The sequence below is a fragment of the Jeotgalibacillus malaysiensis genome, assembly GCF_044789845.1.
GTDB classification, from domain to species: domain Bacteria; phylum Bacillota; class Bacilli; order Bacillales; family Jeotgalibacillaceae; genus Jeotgalibacillus; species Jeotgalibacillus malaysiensis_A.
In genome coordinates this window covers 1,618,588-1,634,705 of the sequence record NZ_CP085252.1, presented here as the reverse complement: position 1 = coordinate 1,634,705, position 16,118 = coordinate 1,618,588, and the positions used below count along the sequence as shown (strand labels likewise).

Here is a 16,118-nt window from a genome sequence, read left to right as displayed (position 1 = left end):
TTACACCTCAATATTCAGGAATATGTCGTGAAATGAAACCTGTTCATCGTCTTCCTGCTCATGTTTTTGTCGGTCCTGCCCCTGATGCTGCTGATTGTCACTATCTTTGTTTAGTTTGTTTTCAGTAGTTTCTGTATGGGCAATTTCTATTTTTTCCACCTGCAGGTTCTGTGCTGCAAATGACTGTCTTAGTTGATTTAACTGAGAGTCTATCATTTCTTTGGCGACCGCTGATGATGCGATAATTCTCGCTGTCATCATTCCGTCTTTTTGAAGCAGTTCAATTTTCAACGTTCCCAGATGTTCCGGTTGTAGACGGATCATCAGTTTTTCAGTTCCATTCACTTTTCCAAAGCCTGCTTTTTGCATAACCTGCTGAAATTGTTCCATAAGCTGATGTGCCGTATCGGGCTGTCTTAGTGGCTGAGCTAATGACCATTTAACAGGACCTGATTGAAGCTGCAATGTCTGCAAATTCAGCATTCCATGATCGTTTTTCATCACTTCGGGCAATGTTGTCTGCTTTAGTACATCATTTTGCTTAGGGACATTCAGTTCCCTGATGGTATTTTTGAAAAAAGTTTGAATTGCCTCCATTACTTCAGACATTTTCTGCACCAGATGATTTTTCTCAGGATTCACTGAATTTTTCTGATCCATTAAAGAAAGGCCTTTTGTGAGTAAGACTAATTTTGCAAGGTCTTCATGAACTGTAAGCTGCTTAGCATGCTGAAGGTCAGTTTTGACATTTTGATACATAATGGTCCGCTGTAATTCAGCAAGGTTTGGCAGCGTGAACTCCTTATTTTCAGGCAGTTCTTCTTCCTCAAGCTTTAAAATCTGTCGTAACAACTCTTCAGGCGCAGATATTTCCTCATTGTGTGCTTTTTCAACAAGTTCTTCATTTACACCAGCGGCAAGTAAAAGTTCAGGCATCGTCAAATCCTTCATTTCTGTTTCATCGAAAAGCATAAACATTTGCTTGATTGCCGGATCTGTTTCACCAGCAGCTTTTAAAAACGACGCCATGTCTTCAGATTCAACTGCTGACATCAGCTTTTCAAAGAGAACTTCCAACTCAGAAAGCACCGCTTCATCAGTTAGAAGAGATTCCCTGCCTGCATTTAAAAGCATCGCACCAAATAATTCATTTGGGCTGGTCATGCCTTCCTTCACACTACCAAGCTGTTGCGCGGGCTGCACTACCTGCATTACAATTTGTCCGATCAATTCTTTTTCACCTCCTTTCAAATGCCAGTTTTTATTGTGAACGAGTAGAGATTAATTCTGTGTAGCGTGCTGCATCTGCAGGGGGCATTGCAGAAAAGATTTCTGACACCATTTCAGCTGAAAGATTTGATAGCAGTCGAATCGCATCCTCATCATTCAGATCTAAAATGATCGGTGCCGCTTCTTTTCCTTTCATATCCTCATACACTGAAACGATTTCTGCAAATTCTCTTCCTGCAGCATCCCGCTCAGTTTGCAGCCTCTCTATGTCAGCCTGTAATCTTTCCTGTTCTTCTATTAAAAGGTCGTTCTCGTCTTCAAGACTGATTAACTCCTGTTCCATCTGACCGATATATACATCTTTTTCTTCAATCTGAGCCTGCAGGCTGACAATCCTGTCCTCAGGGTTTACAGGTGTATCCTCAGGTTCTGCTTCTTCACCAAGGAATGGAACATCAATGCCGATTTCCTCAGCTTTTTCGATCACATTGATATCAAGAATGGTTGTAACAATCAGCACAATAAAAATCAGGAAGAGCACCGGCACAAAAATCAGGAGAAAGAATACCTGTAATTTCCCTGGAGACTTCTCTTCTTCAGCCTCAGTGCGGATAGACTGCTTTTGCTGTTTTTGTTTCATCTGTATCACCTGTTTCTGCGGTTCATAAACTGCGCAATTGACAACTCATTCATCTGCTCTCTGTCAGCCTGCTCCTGCTCTGCAACATACCGCTTTTTATCATGTTCACGTATTTTTTCATATTTCCTGACTTCGATATTACGTTCCATCAGCCGGTGCTCATGACGCTGCATATTTGACCTGGCGTCCATTACCAGCTTTTGCTGATAAGAAATGCTTTGTTCAATATTGGTTAAGAACTGTTGACCGTGTCTAAGCAGCTGTACCGGAATACCGGTTTTCATCTGATCAGCCTGTGAATCCTCCATCAACTCTTTTTTCTTTAATAGCTCATATAATTTCTGAGCCATTTTTTCAAAGGAATTAACAGAATCTCTATAACGGTCTTCCGCTTCTTTTTGTTCCCGTTCTCTTACTGTCAGCACGCGGTCAAATCGATATTGATAAGCCATTTATTATCCCTCACCCTTTTCAGATAACTGGACCAGCTGTCTTGCACTTTCAGCTAAAGGCACTTTCAAATCAGTGGACTGTTTTAAAAACTGTTTGATCATCGGCTGATATTGAATCGCCTGATCAATCTCTTTTGATGAACCTTTTTTATAAGCACCTATATTGATCAGATCTTCTGCCTGATCATATGTACTCATCATTTCTCTCATTTTTTCCGCAGCTCTCAGATGTCCTTTGTCAACCAGATGATTCATCAGACGGCTGACACTTTTTAACACATTGATGGCTGGATAGTGTCCTTTATTTGCAATAGAGCGGTCTAACACGATGTGACCGTCAAGTATTCCACGCACAGTATCAGCAATCGGTTCATTCATATCATCACCATCTACTAACACCGTATAAAATGCGGTAATACTGCCATTCTCATTTGTCCCTGTACGTTCAAGAAGCTTTGGTAATAACCCGAATACTGACGGTGTATATCCTTTAGTAGCAGGAGGTTCACCTACAGCCAGACCGATTTCACGCTGAGCCATTGCAACACGTGTGACAGAATCCATCATGAGCATGACATTCAAGCCACGGTCTCTAAAATACTCTGCGATGGCTGTAGCAGTCAGAGCACCCTTGATTCTCATCAGAGCAGGCTGATCAGACGTAGCCGCAATAATAATACTTTTCTTAACGCCTTCAGGTCCCAGGTCACGTTCGATAAACTCCCGGACTTCCCGTCCCCGTTCACCAATCAGAGCAATAATATTCAAATCTGCTTCTGTGTTCCTTGCAATCATGCCAAGCAGCGTACTTTTTCCGACACCACTTCCGGCAAAAATGCCGATCCGTTGTCCTTTACCGACTGTCAGCATTCCATCAATGGCTTTGACGCCAACCTCCATCACTTCATTGATCGGCGGCCTCGTTAATGGATTCGGCGGCTCCTGTTCGGTAGTGACGTGCTTCATACCCGCCGGAAGAACGCTGTCATCTATCGGATGACCAAGCGGATCCACGATTTTCCCGATGAGTGCTTCACCTACACGGATTTCAAGAGGTGAACCGCTGGCTTCGACAATGCTGCCCGGTGCGATATCCTGAACGTGAGTAAACGGCATCAAAACAACCATTTCATCCTTAAAACCAACTACCTCAGCTTTTATCTGAACCGTTCGCTTTCTTGAACTGGAATGTACATGTATGTAACATACTTCCCCAATCGAGCTTTCCGGACCTTGAGATTCAATCATCAGACCGATCACTCTTTTTACTTTTCCGTAGTGACGGACTGTTTTAATCGATTGAATGTGCTGGATTAATTCTGCTGCCTTCATATTGAACTCCTCAGAATTTCAGCAAGACCAGCTTTTAATTCTGTAAGCTGTGTGTCAATGCTGATATCGATTCTTCCATTAGCCGTTTCAATAAAGCATTTATAAGGCTCTAATTCTTCTTCAGGATAAATATAAAGTCTGACATCTGTAGGAAAAATCGCAAGCAGCTCATCTCTCTCATTTTGCAGAAAAGTAAATTGCTGAACAGCTATATAGATTTTAACTTCCTTCATCTCTCTGGCCTCTTTTATCCCCTTCTTTACGATAGGAAGATATTTTTCAGGCGAATCTTCAAGCTGCTGTGACATGATTTTCTCGGCTGACTTCATTGCAAGATCAAGAATGACCATTTCATTTTCCTCAATGTGCGCCTGAAGTGTAGCTTTTGAAGCAGCAACGATCTCCTGTGCTTCAGTAACGAGATGCGTGACATCCTGATAGCCTTTGTTACGGCCTTCTTCATACCCTTGAGCAAAAGCTTCTTCATATGCTTGTTTTTGCAGCTCTTCTTTTTCACTTAGCCACTGACTTTTCTTTTCATCAATTTGTAAGAGAAGCTGTTCAGTCTCTCGCTGAGCATCCTCAAGTAGCTTTTGTGCCTGTTCATTCGCATCAAGAACAAGCCTGTTCGATTCTCTTCTTGCCTGTTCAACAGTCCAGGACAGGCTATCATCTGAATGATCTGCACCATGCATGATTTGTCTGAATGGAATGGATTTGCCGGATGATTCACCATGTCCTACAAAGCCTGATTTAATCACTCTAGACAATTACATCATCTCCTCCACCGCGCGCTACGATGATTTCCCCTGCTTCTTCGAGTCTTCTGATCACGGCTACAATTCTGCTTTGAGCTTCTTCCACATCACGCAATCTGACTGGACCCATGTATTCCATCTCTTCTTTAAAGTTTTCAGCCATCCGCTGTGACATGTTTTTAAACAATACATTTTTCACATCATCAGCTGACACTTTCATTGAAAGGAGCAGGTCTTCATTTTCACAATCCCTGATCACACGCTGTATTGAGCGATTATCAAGTGTGACAATATCTTCAAATACAAACATTCTCTTTTTAATCTCTTCAGCAAGTTCAGGATCCTGTATTTCAAGTGAATCCAGTATCGTCTTTTCAGTCGCTCTGTCCACACCATTTAATACCTCAACTACAGATTCTATTCCACCGGTTTCTGTATGATCCTGCTGTACAGTACTTGAAAGCTTTCGTTCAAGCACCGATTCAATTTCACTGATTACTTCAGGGCTTGTACTGTCCATGACGGCGATTCTTTTCGCAATATCTGCCTGTACATCCTGTGGCAGGCTTGATAAAATCTGGCCAGCCTGCTGAGGATTCAAATATGAAAGTATCAGTGCGATCGTCTGTGGATGTTCATTTTGAATAAAGTTGAAAATCTGCATCGGATCAGCCCGCTTTGCAAAGTCAAAAGGTCTCACCTGCAGTGAAGATGTCAGCCTGTTAATGACCGCGCTTGCCTGCTCAGCTCCTAAAGCTTTTTCAAGAACTGATTTTGCATAACCAATACCGCCCTGAGAAATGTAATCCTGAGCCAGTGCGATATGATGAAATTCCTCTAGAATTTCTTCTTTCACTTCAGATTCAACTTTTTTCACACCTGAGATTTCAAGTGTCAGACGCTCGATCTCTTCTTCATCCAAATGCTTATAAACAGAAGATGCTACATCAGGTCCAAGTGAGATGAGCAATATTGCTGCCTTTTGCTTCCCGCTTAATTCTTTTTCTCTTCTAGCCACCTATAACACTCCTATTCATCAGCAATCCAGGACCTAAGAAGTTTTGCGAATTCTTCCGGCTTTTCTTTCGCCATTTTTTCCAGCTGTTTTCTCTTCAGGGTGCCTTCTGTTTCTTTTTCATTGTTAACATCCGGCACATCTATTGGTTCTTCGGTTTCAATAAAGAATTCTTCTTCCTCTTCAACCTGTCTGCGTGAACGGATGATGAAGAATACTAAACCAATAATGACAAGTATTAATACGCCTCCAACGATATATGCCCATAATGGAATAGCCGGTGATGTTTCAGTTTCACCAAAGTCTGCTCTTCCATTGAACACCTGTGCAGATACAACGACTTTATCCGCGATCTCTTCAGGTGTTATTTCAGCAGCAACATCAGCATCTAAAGAGGTACTGATAATGGTTTCGAGCATATTTTCAATGTCAGCAATACTTTGAGCCGGCAGTGAAGCAGGATTATCAGGGTCAGGCGGTTCAACCATCACCTGGAATCCAATATCACGGATCCGGTAGGGACTCTCAACAATCTCTCTTCTGATCCGATTTACTTCGTAATTAACCGTTTCTTCTTCACGCTCATAATCTCCTGAACCATTTGCACCTTCTACAAATCCTGTTAGGTTATCAGCAGGGTCCTGTCCTTCCGGGACCCCTCCTGCTTCATCAGTACCTTCAAACGTTTCTGTAATTCTTCTGGCGCTGACTTCAATCCCTTCCATATTCTCTTCATCAACAGGCGTTACTTCATTTACTTCGCGATTTTCCTGATCAAAATCAATATCTGTCGTCACACTGACAACGACTTTCTCCTGTCCTACCAGTGTGCCGAGAAGCATTTGCACCTGACGCTGGAGATCTCTTTCCACCGTCTGTTTCAGGGCCATCTGGTCTGTCAAATTCACTCCTGCAAGAGACGAATTTTGATCTTGCATATCAAAGTACTCAAAGAACTGATTCATAATGACGATATTCTCAGTAGGCAGATCAGGTACACTTTTAGAAACAAGGTGATAAAGTGACTGCACCTGACCCTCATCAAACTGATAACCCGGTTGTGTGTTCAGCACGACAGATGCAGAAGACTGTTCCGGGTTATCATTTAAGAATACGCCCTGCTCCGGAATCGTGATCATGACTCTGGCGTCCTGCACCCCATCAATTCCTTTAAGTAATGTCGCGATCTCCGTTTGCATCGCATCTACATGCATGACTTTAAATTCATTGTCAGTCATACCAAAACCGGCATTTTCACTAAAAAATGAGTAATCAATATTACCAGTGTTCGGAATTCCTTCAGCGGCAAGCTCCACCATTAAGGTTTCAGCCTGCACATCAGGCACAAGGATCGCAGTTCCGCCTTCAGTTATTTCAGAAGGTATTCCTCTGCCATCAAGTGTTTCTTTAATCATCCCTGTTTCTGAAGGCGTTAAATTACTGTATAACGGCACCATTGTCTGTCTGGTTGAAAAAAAAGTTATAAGCACAATTAGAAAAATGGCTAATACTGCGATGCCGCCAATTAAACCCCACTGTTTTTTAGATCTCGTGCCGGCGAATGTCTTTGCGCTAGTAAATATCCGATTAAATCTTTCGTTCATGACAATCCTCCGGTCTCCCATTTAAAAATGTTGTTATACAGGCATCCTCATAATTTCCTGATACGCTTCAACAGCTTTATTTCTCATTTCCATTGTCAGGTTGAGGGACACAGACGCCTTTTGGGAAGCGATCATCACGTCATGAAGTTCTACATTCTCACCATTGATCATTCGGGTTGTCATCTTGTCACTTTCAATTTGGGCAGCGTTTACTTCATTAATAGAGTCTTTTAACATCGCTGCGAAATTCTGCTGTGCATTATATGGTGAAATTTTAGTTGAATGTTGTTCAGTTGACGGACTTAAAAGGTTCAAACCTGCCGTACTAATTTGTTGTATGGACACTTAGCTATCTTCCCTTCGGATATTAAGATCGCCCAATCTGCAGGGCCTGCATCATCATTGACTTGTTAGCATTAAATACTGTTACGTTACCTTCATATGAACGGGTGGCTGACATAAGGTCAACCATCTCTCTGAGTGGATCCACATTTGGCATTTCAACATATCCTTCTTCATTCGCATCCGGATGCTCCGGATCATAAAGCAGTTCGCCAGGTGTATTGTTGTCCTCGATAATTCTTGAGACGGTAACTCCCTGTCCTGCATTGGATGGTTTATTCATCGCTGTGTTTAAAAATGATGAGAAGTTCTCACCCTGTGGTTTTAAAACAACTGATTTTCTTTTATAAGGCTGCCATTCACCATTTTCAAATGTTGCTCTTGTCGTATCGACATTTGCCATATTAGATGAAATGACATCCATTCGGAGACGTTGTGAAGTTAACGCTGAAGCAGTCGTATTCATCGAATGAAACATTGTCATTACTGGCCTCCTCCTTTAATCACACTTTTAAGCGAACCGAACTTCCCGCTAATTCTTTCAATAAGAGAGTTATAATAAATCTGATTCGTTGCAAGGTCTGCCATTTCTTTATCCATGTCGACTCCATTTCCGTTTTCGCGAATACTATAAGGTCGCTGGGTAACAGAAGGAGAACCATCCTGGTCAGACGTAAGGTTAAAATGTCTGGGGTTAGCGCTACCTGATGACAATTTCATTTCATCCTGTAACATTGCTTTAAAGCTTACATCTTTAGACTTATAATCTGGTGTATCTACATTTGCGACATTGTTTGCAATGACTTTTTGCTTAACTGCCGAATAATCCAGTCCTCTTTCAAGAGAAGTAATTGTGCCTGAAAATAAATTCATCAAAACACCTCATTTCCTTATATATCGACTAAATATCTTAATTTCAACCGATATAAAAAATCACTTATACATCATTTTAATGGTAGGACCATATATAGTCTATACTTTCTCCCTAAAGTTTTATAGGTCTAAAGATGCATTTTAAAAAATCAATACTTTTATATCAGTTTAAAGTTTAGAACACATGTTTTATAATTCTGTTGTGCAAATAATGGAAAGTCTATTACAAAGCACTTTCCGTCGTCATTTTAATGAAATCAAATATCCACTATTATCCATTTGTATTGGTCGAACTCGTATGTTTAAATCCACATTTTGGACACATTTATTTTCTGACGAATTACAGCAAAAAAAGACAGCGAATTTCGCTGTCTTTTCAATATGAAGAAATGTAAATTTATCTGAGATCTTTATGTTAAAGATTATATTTTTCATTAAATAAAGCCGGATTTCACACCGGCTCAGGAATTGTTACTTCTTTAAGTTTTCAAGTTCAAATAGGAATTTATCATTCAGCACCTTAATATAAGTACCTTTCATTCCAAGTGAACGTGATTCAATTACTCCTGCACTTTCAAGCTTTCTGAGTGCATTTACGATGACTGAGCGTGTAATTCCAACCCGATCTGCAATCTTAGATGCTACGAGTAAGCCTTCTTTACCGTCAAGCTCTTCGAAGATGTGTTCAATCGCTTCAAGTTCACTGTATGAAAGTGAGCTGATCGCCATTTGAACGACTGCTTTACTTCTTGCTTCCTCTTCGATTTCATCCGCTTTTTCACGAAGAATTTCCATACCTACAACTGTTGCACCGTATTCACCAAGAATCAGATCATCATCTTCGAATGTCTGCTCAACACGGGCAAGAATTAAAGTACCCAGACGGTCTCCCCCGCCGATGATCGGCACGATGGTTGTAAGACCTTTAGCAAAAAGGTCTTTATTTTCAACAGGGAACGCTGTATATTCGCTGTCGATATCAAGGTTTGGTGATGTTTCTGTAATATTGAAAAGATTTTTTGTGTACTGCTCAGGGAATTGGCGATCTTCAAGCATTTGCTTCATACGCTCATTTTCAATCTGCTGATTAACAGCAAACCCTAACAGTTTACCTTTTCTGCTTAAGATAAATACGTTTGCTTCAATTACGCTGCTCAATGTTTCTGCCATCTCTTTAAAGTTTACCGGTTTACCGGCTGATTGTTGCAGCATTGAGTTAATTTCTCTTGTTTTTCCTAGTAAATTCATATCCTGAATTCCTCCTGCGATTATCTATTTTTTCTTATCATCTTTCCCTGAATCAAAAATCCCAAAACATTTATAAAATGAACTCACTTAAATCTCTGTTCCCGGCAATTTTACCGAGCTTTTCATCGACATAGGCAGGTGTGATTGAAATTGTACCCTGAGCGATGTCAGAAGCCTCAAATGATAAATCCTCGAGCAGCTTTTCCATGATTGTATGAAGTCTTCTCGCACCAATGTTATCAGTTTCCTGATTAACCTGATAAGCAATCTCTGCAAGTCTTCTTACGGCATCCTCAGTGAAGTCAACTTCAATTCCTTCAGTGGCCATCAGTGCTGTATACTGCTTTAACAGTGCATGATCCGGTTCAACGAGAATTCTTACAAAGTCTTCAACAGCAAGCTTTTGTAATTCTACACGGATTGGGAATCGGCCCTGAAGCTCAGGAATTAAATCTGACGGCTTTGCAGTATGGAAAGCACCAGCAGCTACAAAAAGTACGTGATCGGTTTTAACCGGACCATACTTCGTATTTACAGTTGAACCTTCAACAATCGGCAGAATATCACGCTGAACGCCTTCTCTTGAAACATCCTGAGAGCTAGAACCTGATGATTTTGAAGCAATTTTATCAATTTCATCTATAAATATAATCCCGGTCTGTTCTGCGCGGTAAAGAGCTTGCTGGGATACTTCATCCATATCAATCAGCTTATGTGCTTCATCATGAGTGAGTACCTTCCGGGCATCTTTTACTGACAGCTTACGTTTTTTCTTCTTTTTAGGCATCATGCTGCTTAGGGCATCCTGAAAATTCATACCCATCTGTTCCATACCGGATCCCTGAAGCATGTCATACATGGAAGCTGACTGATTCTCATCCACTTCTACTGTGACAATGCGCTCTTCAAGCTCCCCAGCATCGAGTTTCCGGGCAATTTCTCTACGCTTTTCTTTGAGAGAGGACTCCTCTTCCTGAGTATCAGACTGAGTATCCTGGTTCTGCTCATTTCCTCCGAACATCATTTCAAAAGGATTTTTAAAGTTCTGAGTCTTTTTAGCAGAAGGAACAATCAGCTTTACCAGCCTTTTATTCGCATTTTCTTCCGCTTTGCCCTGCACTGATTCCACCTTTTCTTCTTTAACGATTCTGACTGCAGTTTCCATCAGGTCACGGACCATGGATTCAACGTCCCGTCCAACATAACCGACCTCTGTAAACTTTGTTGCTTCCACTTTGATAAAAGGTGCTCCGACAAGCTTTGCAATTCTTCTTGCAATCTCAGTTTTACCTACACCTGTAGGACCCATCATCAGAATGTTTTTAGGGATGACTTCATTTCTCATTGATTCATCAAGCAGGTTTCTTCTATAGCGGTTTCTGAGTGCTACAGCAACCGCTCTTTTTGCTTCACGCTGACCAACGATATACTGGTCAAGCTTCTCAACAATCTGCTTTGGTGTTAACTCTGTTGACTGTCTCATATGACCGCCTCCTTAAAGCTCTTCCACAATGATATTATGATTCGTATATACACAAATGTCAGCTGCTGTCTGTAGTGAAGCACTTGCAATCTCGCGCGCCGTCATATGCTCTCCGGCATGCTGTTTAAGTGCTCTGCCTGCTGAAAGTGCATAGTTACCGCCTGATCCGATCGCAAGAATCCCATCATCAGGTTCTATTACTTCACCTGTTCCTGAGATCAGCAGCAAACCATCTTTATTCATCACAATCAATAAGGCCTCAAGCCGCCTGAGTACTTTATCACTTCTCCACTGCTTAGCTACTTCAACTGCTGCTCTTTGCAGGTTACCGTTATATTCCTGAAGTTTCCCTTCAAACATTTCAAACAATGTAAATGCATCTGCCACTGAACCGGCGAACCCGGCAACTACCTGACCATTGAAAATTTTCCTTACCTTTCTCGCAGTATTCTTCATGATTACTGCATTTCCAACTGTCACCTGACCGTCGCCAGCCATTGCTGCACCATCTTTATGTTTAATCGCAAAGATCGTTGTTGCGTGAAATTGTTCCATAAACACCCTTCTCTCTTGTTTAGGCTCTTGGATGAAATGATTGATAAGTATTTTTTAAATGTTCTTTTGTGACATGCGTATATAATTGTGTTGATGATAAATGCGCATGTCCAAGCAGCTCCTGTACAGTTCTGAGATCCGCTCCGCTGTTTAACATATGTGTAGCAAATGTGTGCCTGAGCATGTGGGGATGAATAGAATGTGTTAAGGCAGTCTGCTCCACAAGTTTAGTTAAAATATGCCGGACCCCTCTTGGTGTTAGCGGGCTCCCTCTATGATTCACAAACAGAAAGTTGTGCTGATCTTTCATGAGCTCATTTCTGGCATGATCAATGTAGTCCCGCAGTGCCTTTTCAGCAAAATGTCCAAAAGGAACGTACCTTTCTTTACTGCCCTTACCTTTAATCAGTACTGTTCCGATTGAAAGATCCAGATCTTTCAATTGAATACCCGTACATTCTGCCACACGAATACCAGTGCCATACAGTAATTCAAGTAAAGCTTTATTCCTTTTTGACAGCGGATCATCTCCATTGCACGCTAAAAAAAGCTGCTCCATTTCATTCTCATAAAAAAAATGAGGCAGCCTGCCTTCTTTTTTCGGATGGATCACATAGGACATAGGGTTAATAAATTCCGGGTTCTCTCTATTTAAATAGCTGAAAAAAGTTTTCAGGCTCGAGATCTTTCGCGATACAGATGCACGCGAATAAGATTGTTCATGGAGGCTGACAAGGTAGCCCCTTGCGAGCAGATCATCCGTTTCATTAAGATGTCCCACACCTTCCCGGTTCAGGAATTCAAAAAAATGATCCAGATCATGTATATAGTGTTCTACAGTTAATGAAGAGTAATTCTTTTCAGTTTGTAAAAATTGAATAAAAGAATGTTTTGCTTCATCAGAATATTGAATCATTTTTTCACCTCACAAAAGCCTCTAAATCTTATCATGATTTAGAGGCTATTGCAATTAATATTACACTTTTTTCACAAAGTTCTGAATTGTTTCGATTGCGCGTTCAGCGTGTTTCTCAGCACGTTCCTTCTTATTTTTGATTCTTTCTCCAAGGTCTGGGAATAAACCAAAATTAGCATTCATCGGCTGGAAATTTTTCGTGTCAGCCTGAGTAATGTAGCGCGCCATACTTCCCATTGCAGTTTCTGCTGGGAATAACAATGGCTCTTCCCCTTTCACAAGACGCGCAGCATTTATACCTGCAACTAGTCCGCTCGCAGCTGATTCAACGTACCCTTCAACACCAGTCATCTGTCCTGCGAAGAAAAGGTCCTCTCTTGCTTTCAGCTGATAAGTTGATTTAAGAACGCTGGGTGAATTGATAAAAGTATTGCGGTGCATGACACCATACCTCACAATTTCAGCATTTTCAAGTCCTGGAATCAATCTGACCACATCTTTTTGCGGCCCCCACTTCAGGTGAGTCTGGAAGCCTACGATATTATATAGAGTCCCTGCTGCGTCATCCTGTCTCAATTGAACCACAGCATAAGGGCGCTTACCTGTTTTAGGATCTTCCAGTCCGACTGGCTTCATTGGACCAAAAAGCAGTGTTTTTCGTCCGCGCGCAGCCATTACTTCAACCGGCATACAGCCTTCGAAGTAAATTTCTTTTTCAAATTCTTTCAACGGAACGACTTCAGCTTCTATTAAAGCATCATAAAATCGATTGAACTCTTCTTCAGTCATCGGGCAATTCAGGTAAGCAGCTTCCCCTTTATCATAACGGGATTTCAGATACACTTTATCCATATCGATGCTGTCTTTTTCTAAAATTGGAGCAGCAGCATCGTAGAAATACAGGTATTCTTCACCTGTCATTTTTTTAATGCTTTCAGCAAGTCCTTCAGTCGTAAGCGGACCAGTTGCAATAATCGTTGGTCCTTCCGGAATCTCAGTGATCTCTTCTGAATATACTGTTACATTCGGGTGGTTTTTCACTTTTTCAGTTACATATCCCGCAAATTCATGACGGTCAACCGCCAGTGCGCCACCGGCTGGAACCGAGCTTGCATCTGCTGCAGAAATGATGACTGAATCAAGTGTACGCATCTCTTCTTTTAATACACCCACTGCATTTGTCAGGCTGTTGGCACGAAGAGAGTTACTGCAAACAAGCTCTGCAAATTTATCTGTATGGTGTGCCGGTGTCTGTCTGACCGGTCTCATTTCATAAAGATTAACCGGAATTCCTCTTTCAGCAATTTGCCAGGCTGCTTCACTTCCAGCAAGTCCAGCTCCAATTACATTCACGCTTTGTGTCATTTTATTTCCTCCATTCTGAAAATCACAAGAAAGAGCCTGGCGGAGAAACCGCCAGGACCATTTATACCTGTTGCTCTTCTTTATAATCACAAGTCGGACACTGAATTTGATTGCCCTTTTTCAGTTTCTTTTCAATTAATGTTGTATCACATTTCGGGCATTGTCTGTCGACTGGTTTATCCCATGAGAGGTACTCACATTCAGGATAACGGTCACACCCAAAGAATATACGGTTTTTCTTACTCTTACGCTCAATGACATTTCCTTCTTTACAAGTCGGACACTTCACACCGATTTCTTTTACGATCGGCTTTGTGTTTCTGCAGTCCGGGAAATTACTGCATGCCATAAAACGGCCGTAGCGACCCATTTTAATGACCATTGCATTCCCGCACTCTTCACAATCTTCACCGGCGTACTCGTCTTTGATCTCCACCTTTTCCATTTCCTGCTCGGCTTTTTCAAGGTGTCCTTCAAAGTCTTTATAAAATTCATCTATAATCTTTACCCATTGTATCTGACCTTCTTCTACATCATCAAGCTCTTTCTCCATTTTTGCTGTGAATTCCACATCAATAATTTCAGGGAAAAATTCTACAATTAGTTCAAGCACAATTTCACCAAGTTCAGTGGGAACAAATCGTTTATTGTCCAGTGAAACGTAGCCTCTCTTTTGAATCGTATCGAGCGTTGGGGCATATGTGGAAGGTCTTCCTATACCAAGTTCCTCAAGCGTTTTTACAAGTCTGGCCTCCGTGTATCTCGGTGGCGGCTGCGTATAGTGCTGTTTCGGTTCGATATCATCAGACGATACCGTTTCACCTTCTTTCAGGTCAGGTAAATAGTTTTCTTTATCATCTGACTTGTCATCACTGCCTTCAATATACACTTTCATAAATCCTGAGAACTTTACTTTTGAGCCGCTTGCTCTGAATTGAACATTACCATTCATCAGATCTACACTCATCGTATCCATAACTGCAGGCGCCATCAGGCTTGCTACAAATCTTTCCCAGATTAACTTGTAAAGTCTGTACTGATCTCTGCTCAGATATTGTTTAACTGAAAGTGGTGTTCTAAGAGCACTTGTCGGACGAATTGCCTCGTGCGCATCCTGTGAATTGCTTTTTTTCGCAGCTTTTGGTTTTTCAGAAGTCAGGAATTCCTTTCCATACTGCTCTTCAATCAAACCTGCTGCTTCCGCTTTTGCCACATCAGATACGCGCGTCGAGTCTGTTCTCATATACGTGATCAGACCAACCGTACCCTCTTTTTTACCAAGGTCAATTCCTTCGTAAAGCTGCTGGGCAAGCATCATTGTTTTACGTGCTCTGTAATTCAGTTTTCTCGCTGCTTCCTGTTGCAGTGATGAAGTAATAAATGATGGAGCAGGGTTTCGTTTCCGTTCTTTTTTTGTTACATTCTGAACTTCAAACTTTTTACCCTTCATCTGATTTAATACTTCTTTTACATCCGCTTCATTTTCAAGCTTTTTCTTTTTACCGTTTACCCCGTAAAATGAAGCCTGGAAATCTTTACTGCCTTTTTTGAACTGGCCATCAATCGTCCAGTACTCTTCAGGCTGAAAATTTTTGATTTCATTCTCACGGTCAATAATCAGACGTACAGCAACTGATTGAACCCGGCCGGCACTCAGACCTTTTTTTACTTTCTTCCATAAAATCGGGCTGATGTTATAGCCTACCAGACGGTCCAGAATTCGTCTTGCCTGCTGCGCGTCCACTCTGTCCATATCAATCTTACGGGGATGCTTAAAGGATTCTTTAATCGCATCTTTGGTAATTTCATTGAACACTACCCGGCATTCCGAATCAAGATCAAGGTCAAGGCTATGCGCTAAATGCCACGCAATTGCCTCCCCTTCTCTGTCGGGGTCAGCTGCGAGAAATACGCGTTTCGCTTTTTTAGCTGCGGTTTTAAGCTCTTTTAAGACAGGGCCTTTACCTCTGATTGTAATATATTTTGGTTCAAATTCCTTTTCAACATCTACACCCATTTGGCTTTTCGGGAGGTCTCTTACATGTCCCATAGACGCTTTAACTTTATACTTCTTTCCTAAATACCGCTCAATTGTTTTTGCTTTGGCGGGTGATTCAACAATTACTAAAAAATCTGCCATTCTTAATCCTCCCTGGAGGTCTACTTAACCTTCTTATGCGTAACTATATGTGTAAGTTTTTCCATTTGTCAATTACTTTTTAAATCAATTTGGTTCCATACGAGTGCTTATTCTATCAGTAAAATCTATTTCAAACAGGTTTTGAAGCTATTTTACTTAAATGCG

16 protein-coding genes are annotated in these 16,118 nt (G+C 41.4%); all 16 read right to left on the bottom strand.

The window, feature by feature from the left end; all coding sequences use genetic code 11:
- Positions 1 to 1,230: a flagellar hook-length control protein FliK gene (locus LG330_RS08845; protein WP_404409168.1), complete on the bottom strand. Its 1,230-nt coding sequence runs from the start codon at positions 1,228 to 1,230 to the stop codon at positions 1 to 3.
- A 31-nt stretch (positions 1,231 to 1,261) separates the two neighbouring features.
- The gene (locus tag LG330_RS08840; protein ID WP_404409166.1) at positions 1,262 to 1,870 is read right to left on the bottom strand and encodes a MotE family protein; all 609 of its coding nucleotides are present in this window, start codon (positions 1,868 to 1,870) and stop codon (positions 1,262 to 1,264) included.
- A 5-nt stretch (positions 1,871 to 1,875) separates the two neighbouring features.
- A complete protein-coding gene (gene fliJ, locus LG330_RS08835; protein WP_404409164.1) occupies positions 1,876 to 2,322 on the bottom strand; it encodes a flagellar export protein FliJ in 447 nt (148 codons plus the stop codon).
- 3 nt (positions 2,323 to 2,325) lie between these two features.
- A complete protein-coding gene (fliI, locus tag LG330_RS08830; RefSeq protein ID WP_404409162.1) occupies positions 2,326 to 3,654 on the bottom strand; it encodes a flagellar protein export ATPase FliI in 1,329 nt (442 codons plus the stop codon).
- Positions 3,651 to 4,415 carry a flagellar assembly protein FliH gene (fliH, locus tag LG330_RS08825; protein WP_404409549.1) on the bottom strand — a complete coding sequence of 255 codons (765 nt, stop codon included), beginning with the start codon at positions 4,413 to 4,415 and terminating at the stop codon, positions 3,651 to 3,653. Before fliH ends, fliI begins: the two co-directional genes overlap by 4 nt.
- A gap of 1 nt (position 4,416) precedes the next feature.
- Positions 4,417 to 5,430 carry a flagellar motor switch protein FliG gene (fliG, locus tag LG330_RS08820; protein ID WP_404409161.1) on the bottom strand — a complete coding sequence of 338 codons (1,014 nt, stop codon included), beginning with the start codon at positions 5,428 to 5,430 and terminating at the stop codon, positions 4,417 to 4,419.
- 11 nt (positions 5,431 to 5,441) lie between these two features.
- Positions 5,442 to 7,031 (bottom strand): flagellar basal-body MS-ring/collar protein FliF, encoded by a 1,590-nt coding sequence (gene fliF / locus LG330_RS08815; protein WP_404409159.1) that lies wholly within the window; start codon positions 7,029 to 7,031, stop codon positions 5,442 to 5,444.
- A 33-nt stretch (positions 7,032 to 7,064) separates the two neighbouring features.
- Positions 7,065 to 7,346 carry a flagellar hook-basal body complex protein FliE gene (fliE, locus tag LG330_RS08810; RefSeq protein ID WP_404409547.1) on the bottom strand — a complete coding sequence of 94 codons (282 nt, stop codon included), beginning with the start codon at positions 7,344 to 7,346 and terminating at the stop codon, positions 7,065 to 7,067.
- Positions 7,347 to 7,398: 52 nt separating this feature from the next.
- Positions 7,399 to 7,857 (bottom strand): flagellar basal body rod protein FlgC, encoded by a 459-nt coding sequence (gene flgC / locus LG330_RS08805; protein ID WP_404409157.1) that lies wholly within the window; start codon positions 7,855 to 7,857, stop codon positions 7,399 to 7,401.
- Complete coding sequence (flgB, locus tag LG330_RS08800) at positions 7,857 to 8,246, bottom strand: flagellar basal body rod protein FlgB (RefSeq protein WP_404409155.1); 390 nt, start codon at positions 8,244 to 8,246, stop codon at positions 7,857 to 7,859. The genes flgC and flgB overlap by 1 nt, the downstream gene beginning before the upstream one ends.
- Positions 8,247 to 8,717: 471 nt before the next feature.
- Positions 8,718 to 9,494 (bottom strand): GTP-sensing pleiotropic transcriptional regulator CodY, encoded by a 777-nt coding sequence (gene codY, locus LG330_RS08795; protein ID WP_404409153.1) that lies wholly within the window; start codon positions 9,492 to 9,494, stop codon positions 8,718 to 8,720.
- A gap of 70 nt (positions 9,495 to 9,564) precedes the next feature.
- Positions 9,565 to 10,977 carry an HslU--HslV peptidase ATPase subunit gene (gene hslU, locus LG330_RS08790; RefSeq protein ID WP_404409151.1) on the bottom strand — a complete coding sequence of 471 codons (1,413 nt, stop codon included), beginning with the start codon at positions 10,975 to 10,977 and terminating at the stop codon, positions 9,565 to 9,567.
- A gap of 12 nt (positions 10,978 to 10,989) precedes the next feature.
- Positions 10,990 to 11,532, bottom strand: a complete 543-nt coding sequence (gene hslV, locus LG330_RS08785; RefSeq protein WP_404409149.1) for an ATP-dependent protease subunit HslV — start codon at positions 11,530 to 11,532, stop codon at positions 10,990 to 10,992.
- Positions 11,533 to 11,551: 19 nt separating this feature from the next.
- Positions 11,552 to 12,448 (bottom strand): tyrosine recombinase XerC, encoded by an 897-nt coding sequence (gene xerC / locus LG330_RS08780; protein ID WP_404409147.1) that lies wholly within the window; start codon positions 12,446 to 12,448, stop codon positions 11,552 to 11,554.
- Between the two features lie 60 nt (positions 12,449 to 12,508).
- On the bottom strand, positions 12,509 to 13,813 hold the full coding sequence (gene trmFO, locus LG330_RS08775; RefSeq protein WP_404409145.1) for an FADH(2)-oxidizing methylenetetrahydrofolate--tRNA-(uracil(54)-C(5))-methyltransferase TrmFO: 1,305 nt from the start codon (positions 13,811 to 13,813) through the stop codon (positions 12,509 to 12,511).
- 61 nt (positions 13,814 to 13,874) lie between these two features.
- The gene (gene topA / locus LG330_RS08770) at positions 13,875 to 15,953 is read right to left on the bottom strand and encodes a type I DNA topoisomerase (protein WP_404409143.1); all 2,079 of its coding nucleotides are present in this window, start codon (positions 15,951 to 15,953) and stop codon (positions 13,875 to 13,877) included.
- Positions 15,954 to 16,118 lie beyond the last annotated feature (165 nt).

Coding starts and splice junctions, on each gene's coding strand:
- xerC (WP_404409147.1), bottom strand. CDS start 12,448: ATGATTCAATATTCTGATGAAGCAAAACATTCTTTTATTCAATTTTTA.
- fliJ (WP_404409164.1), bottom strand. CDS start 2,322: ATGGCTTATCAATATCGATTTGACCGCGTGCTGACAGTAAGAGAACGG.
- topA (WP_404409143.1), bottom strand. CDS start 15,953: ATGGCAGATTTTTTAGTAATTGTTGAATCACCCGCCAAAGCAAAAACA.
- flgB (WP_404409155.1), bottom strand. CDS start 8,246: ATGAATTTATTTTCAGGCACAATTACTTCTCTTGAAAGAGGACTGGAT.
- hslU (WP_404409151.1), bottom strand. CDS start 10,977: ATGAGACAGTCAACAGAGTTAACACCAAAGCAGATTGTTGAGAAGCTT.
- trmFO (WP_404409145.1), bottom strand. CDS start 13,813: ATGACACAAAGCGTGAATGTAATTGGAGCTGGACTTGCTGGAAGTGAA.
- flgC (WP_404409157.1), bottom strand. CDS start 7,857: ATGACAATGTTTCATTCGATGAATACGACTGCTTCAGCGTTAACTTCA.
- LG330_RS08840 (WP_404409166.1), bottom strand. CDS start 1,870: ATGAAACAAAAACAGCAAAAGCAGTCTATCCGCACTGAGGCTGAAGAA.
- fliI (WP_404409162.1), bottom strand. CDS start 3,654: ATGAAGGCAGCAGAATTAATCCAGCACATTCAATCGATTAAAACAGTC.
- fliF (WP_404409159.1), bottom strand. CDS start 7,031: ATGAACGAAAGATTTAATCGGATATTTACTAGCGCAAAGACATTCGCC.
- hslV (WP_404409149.1), bottom strand. CDS start 11,532: ATGGAACAATTTCACGCAACAACGATCTTTGCGATTAAACATAAAGAT.
- codY (WP_404409153.1), bottom strand. CDS start 9,494: ATGAATTTACTAGGAAAAACAAGAGAAATTAACTCAATGCTGCAACAA.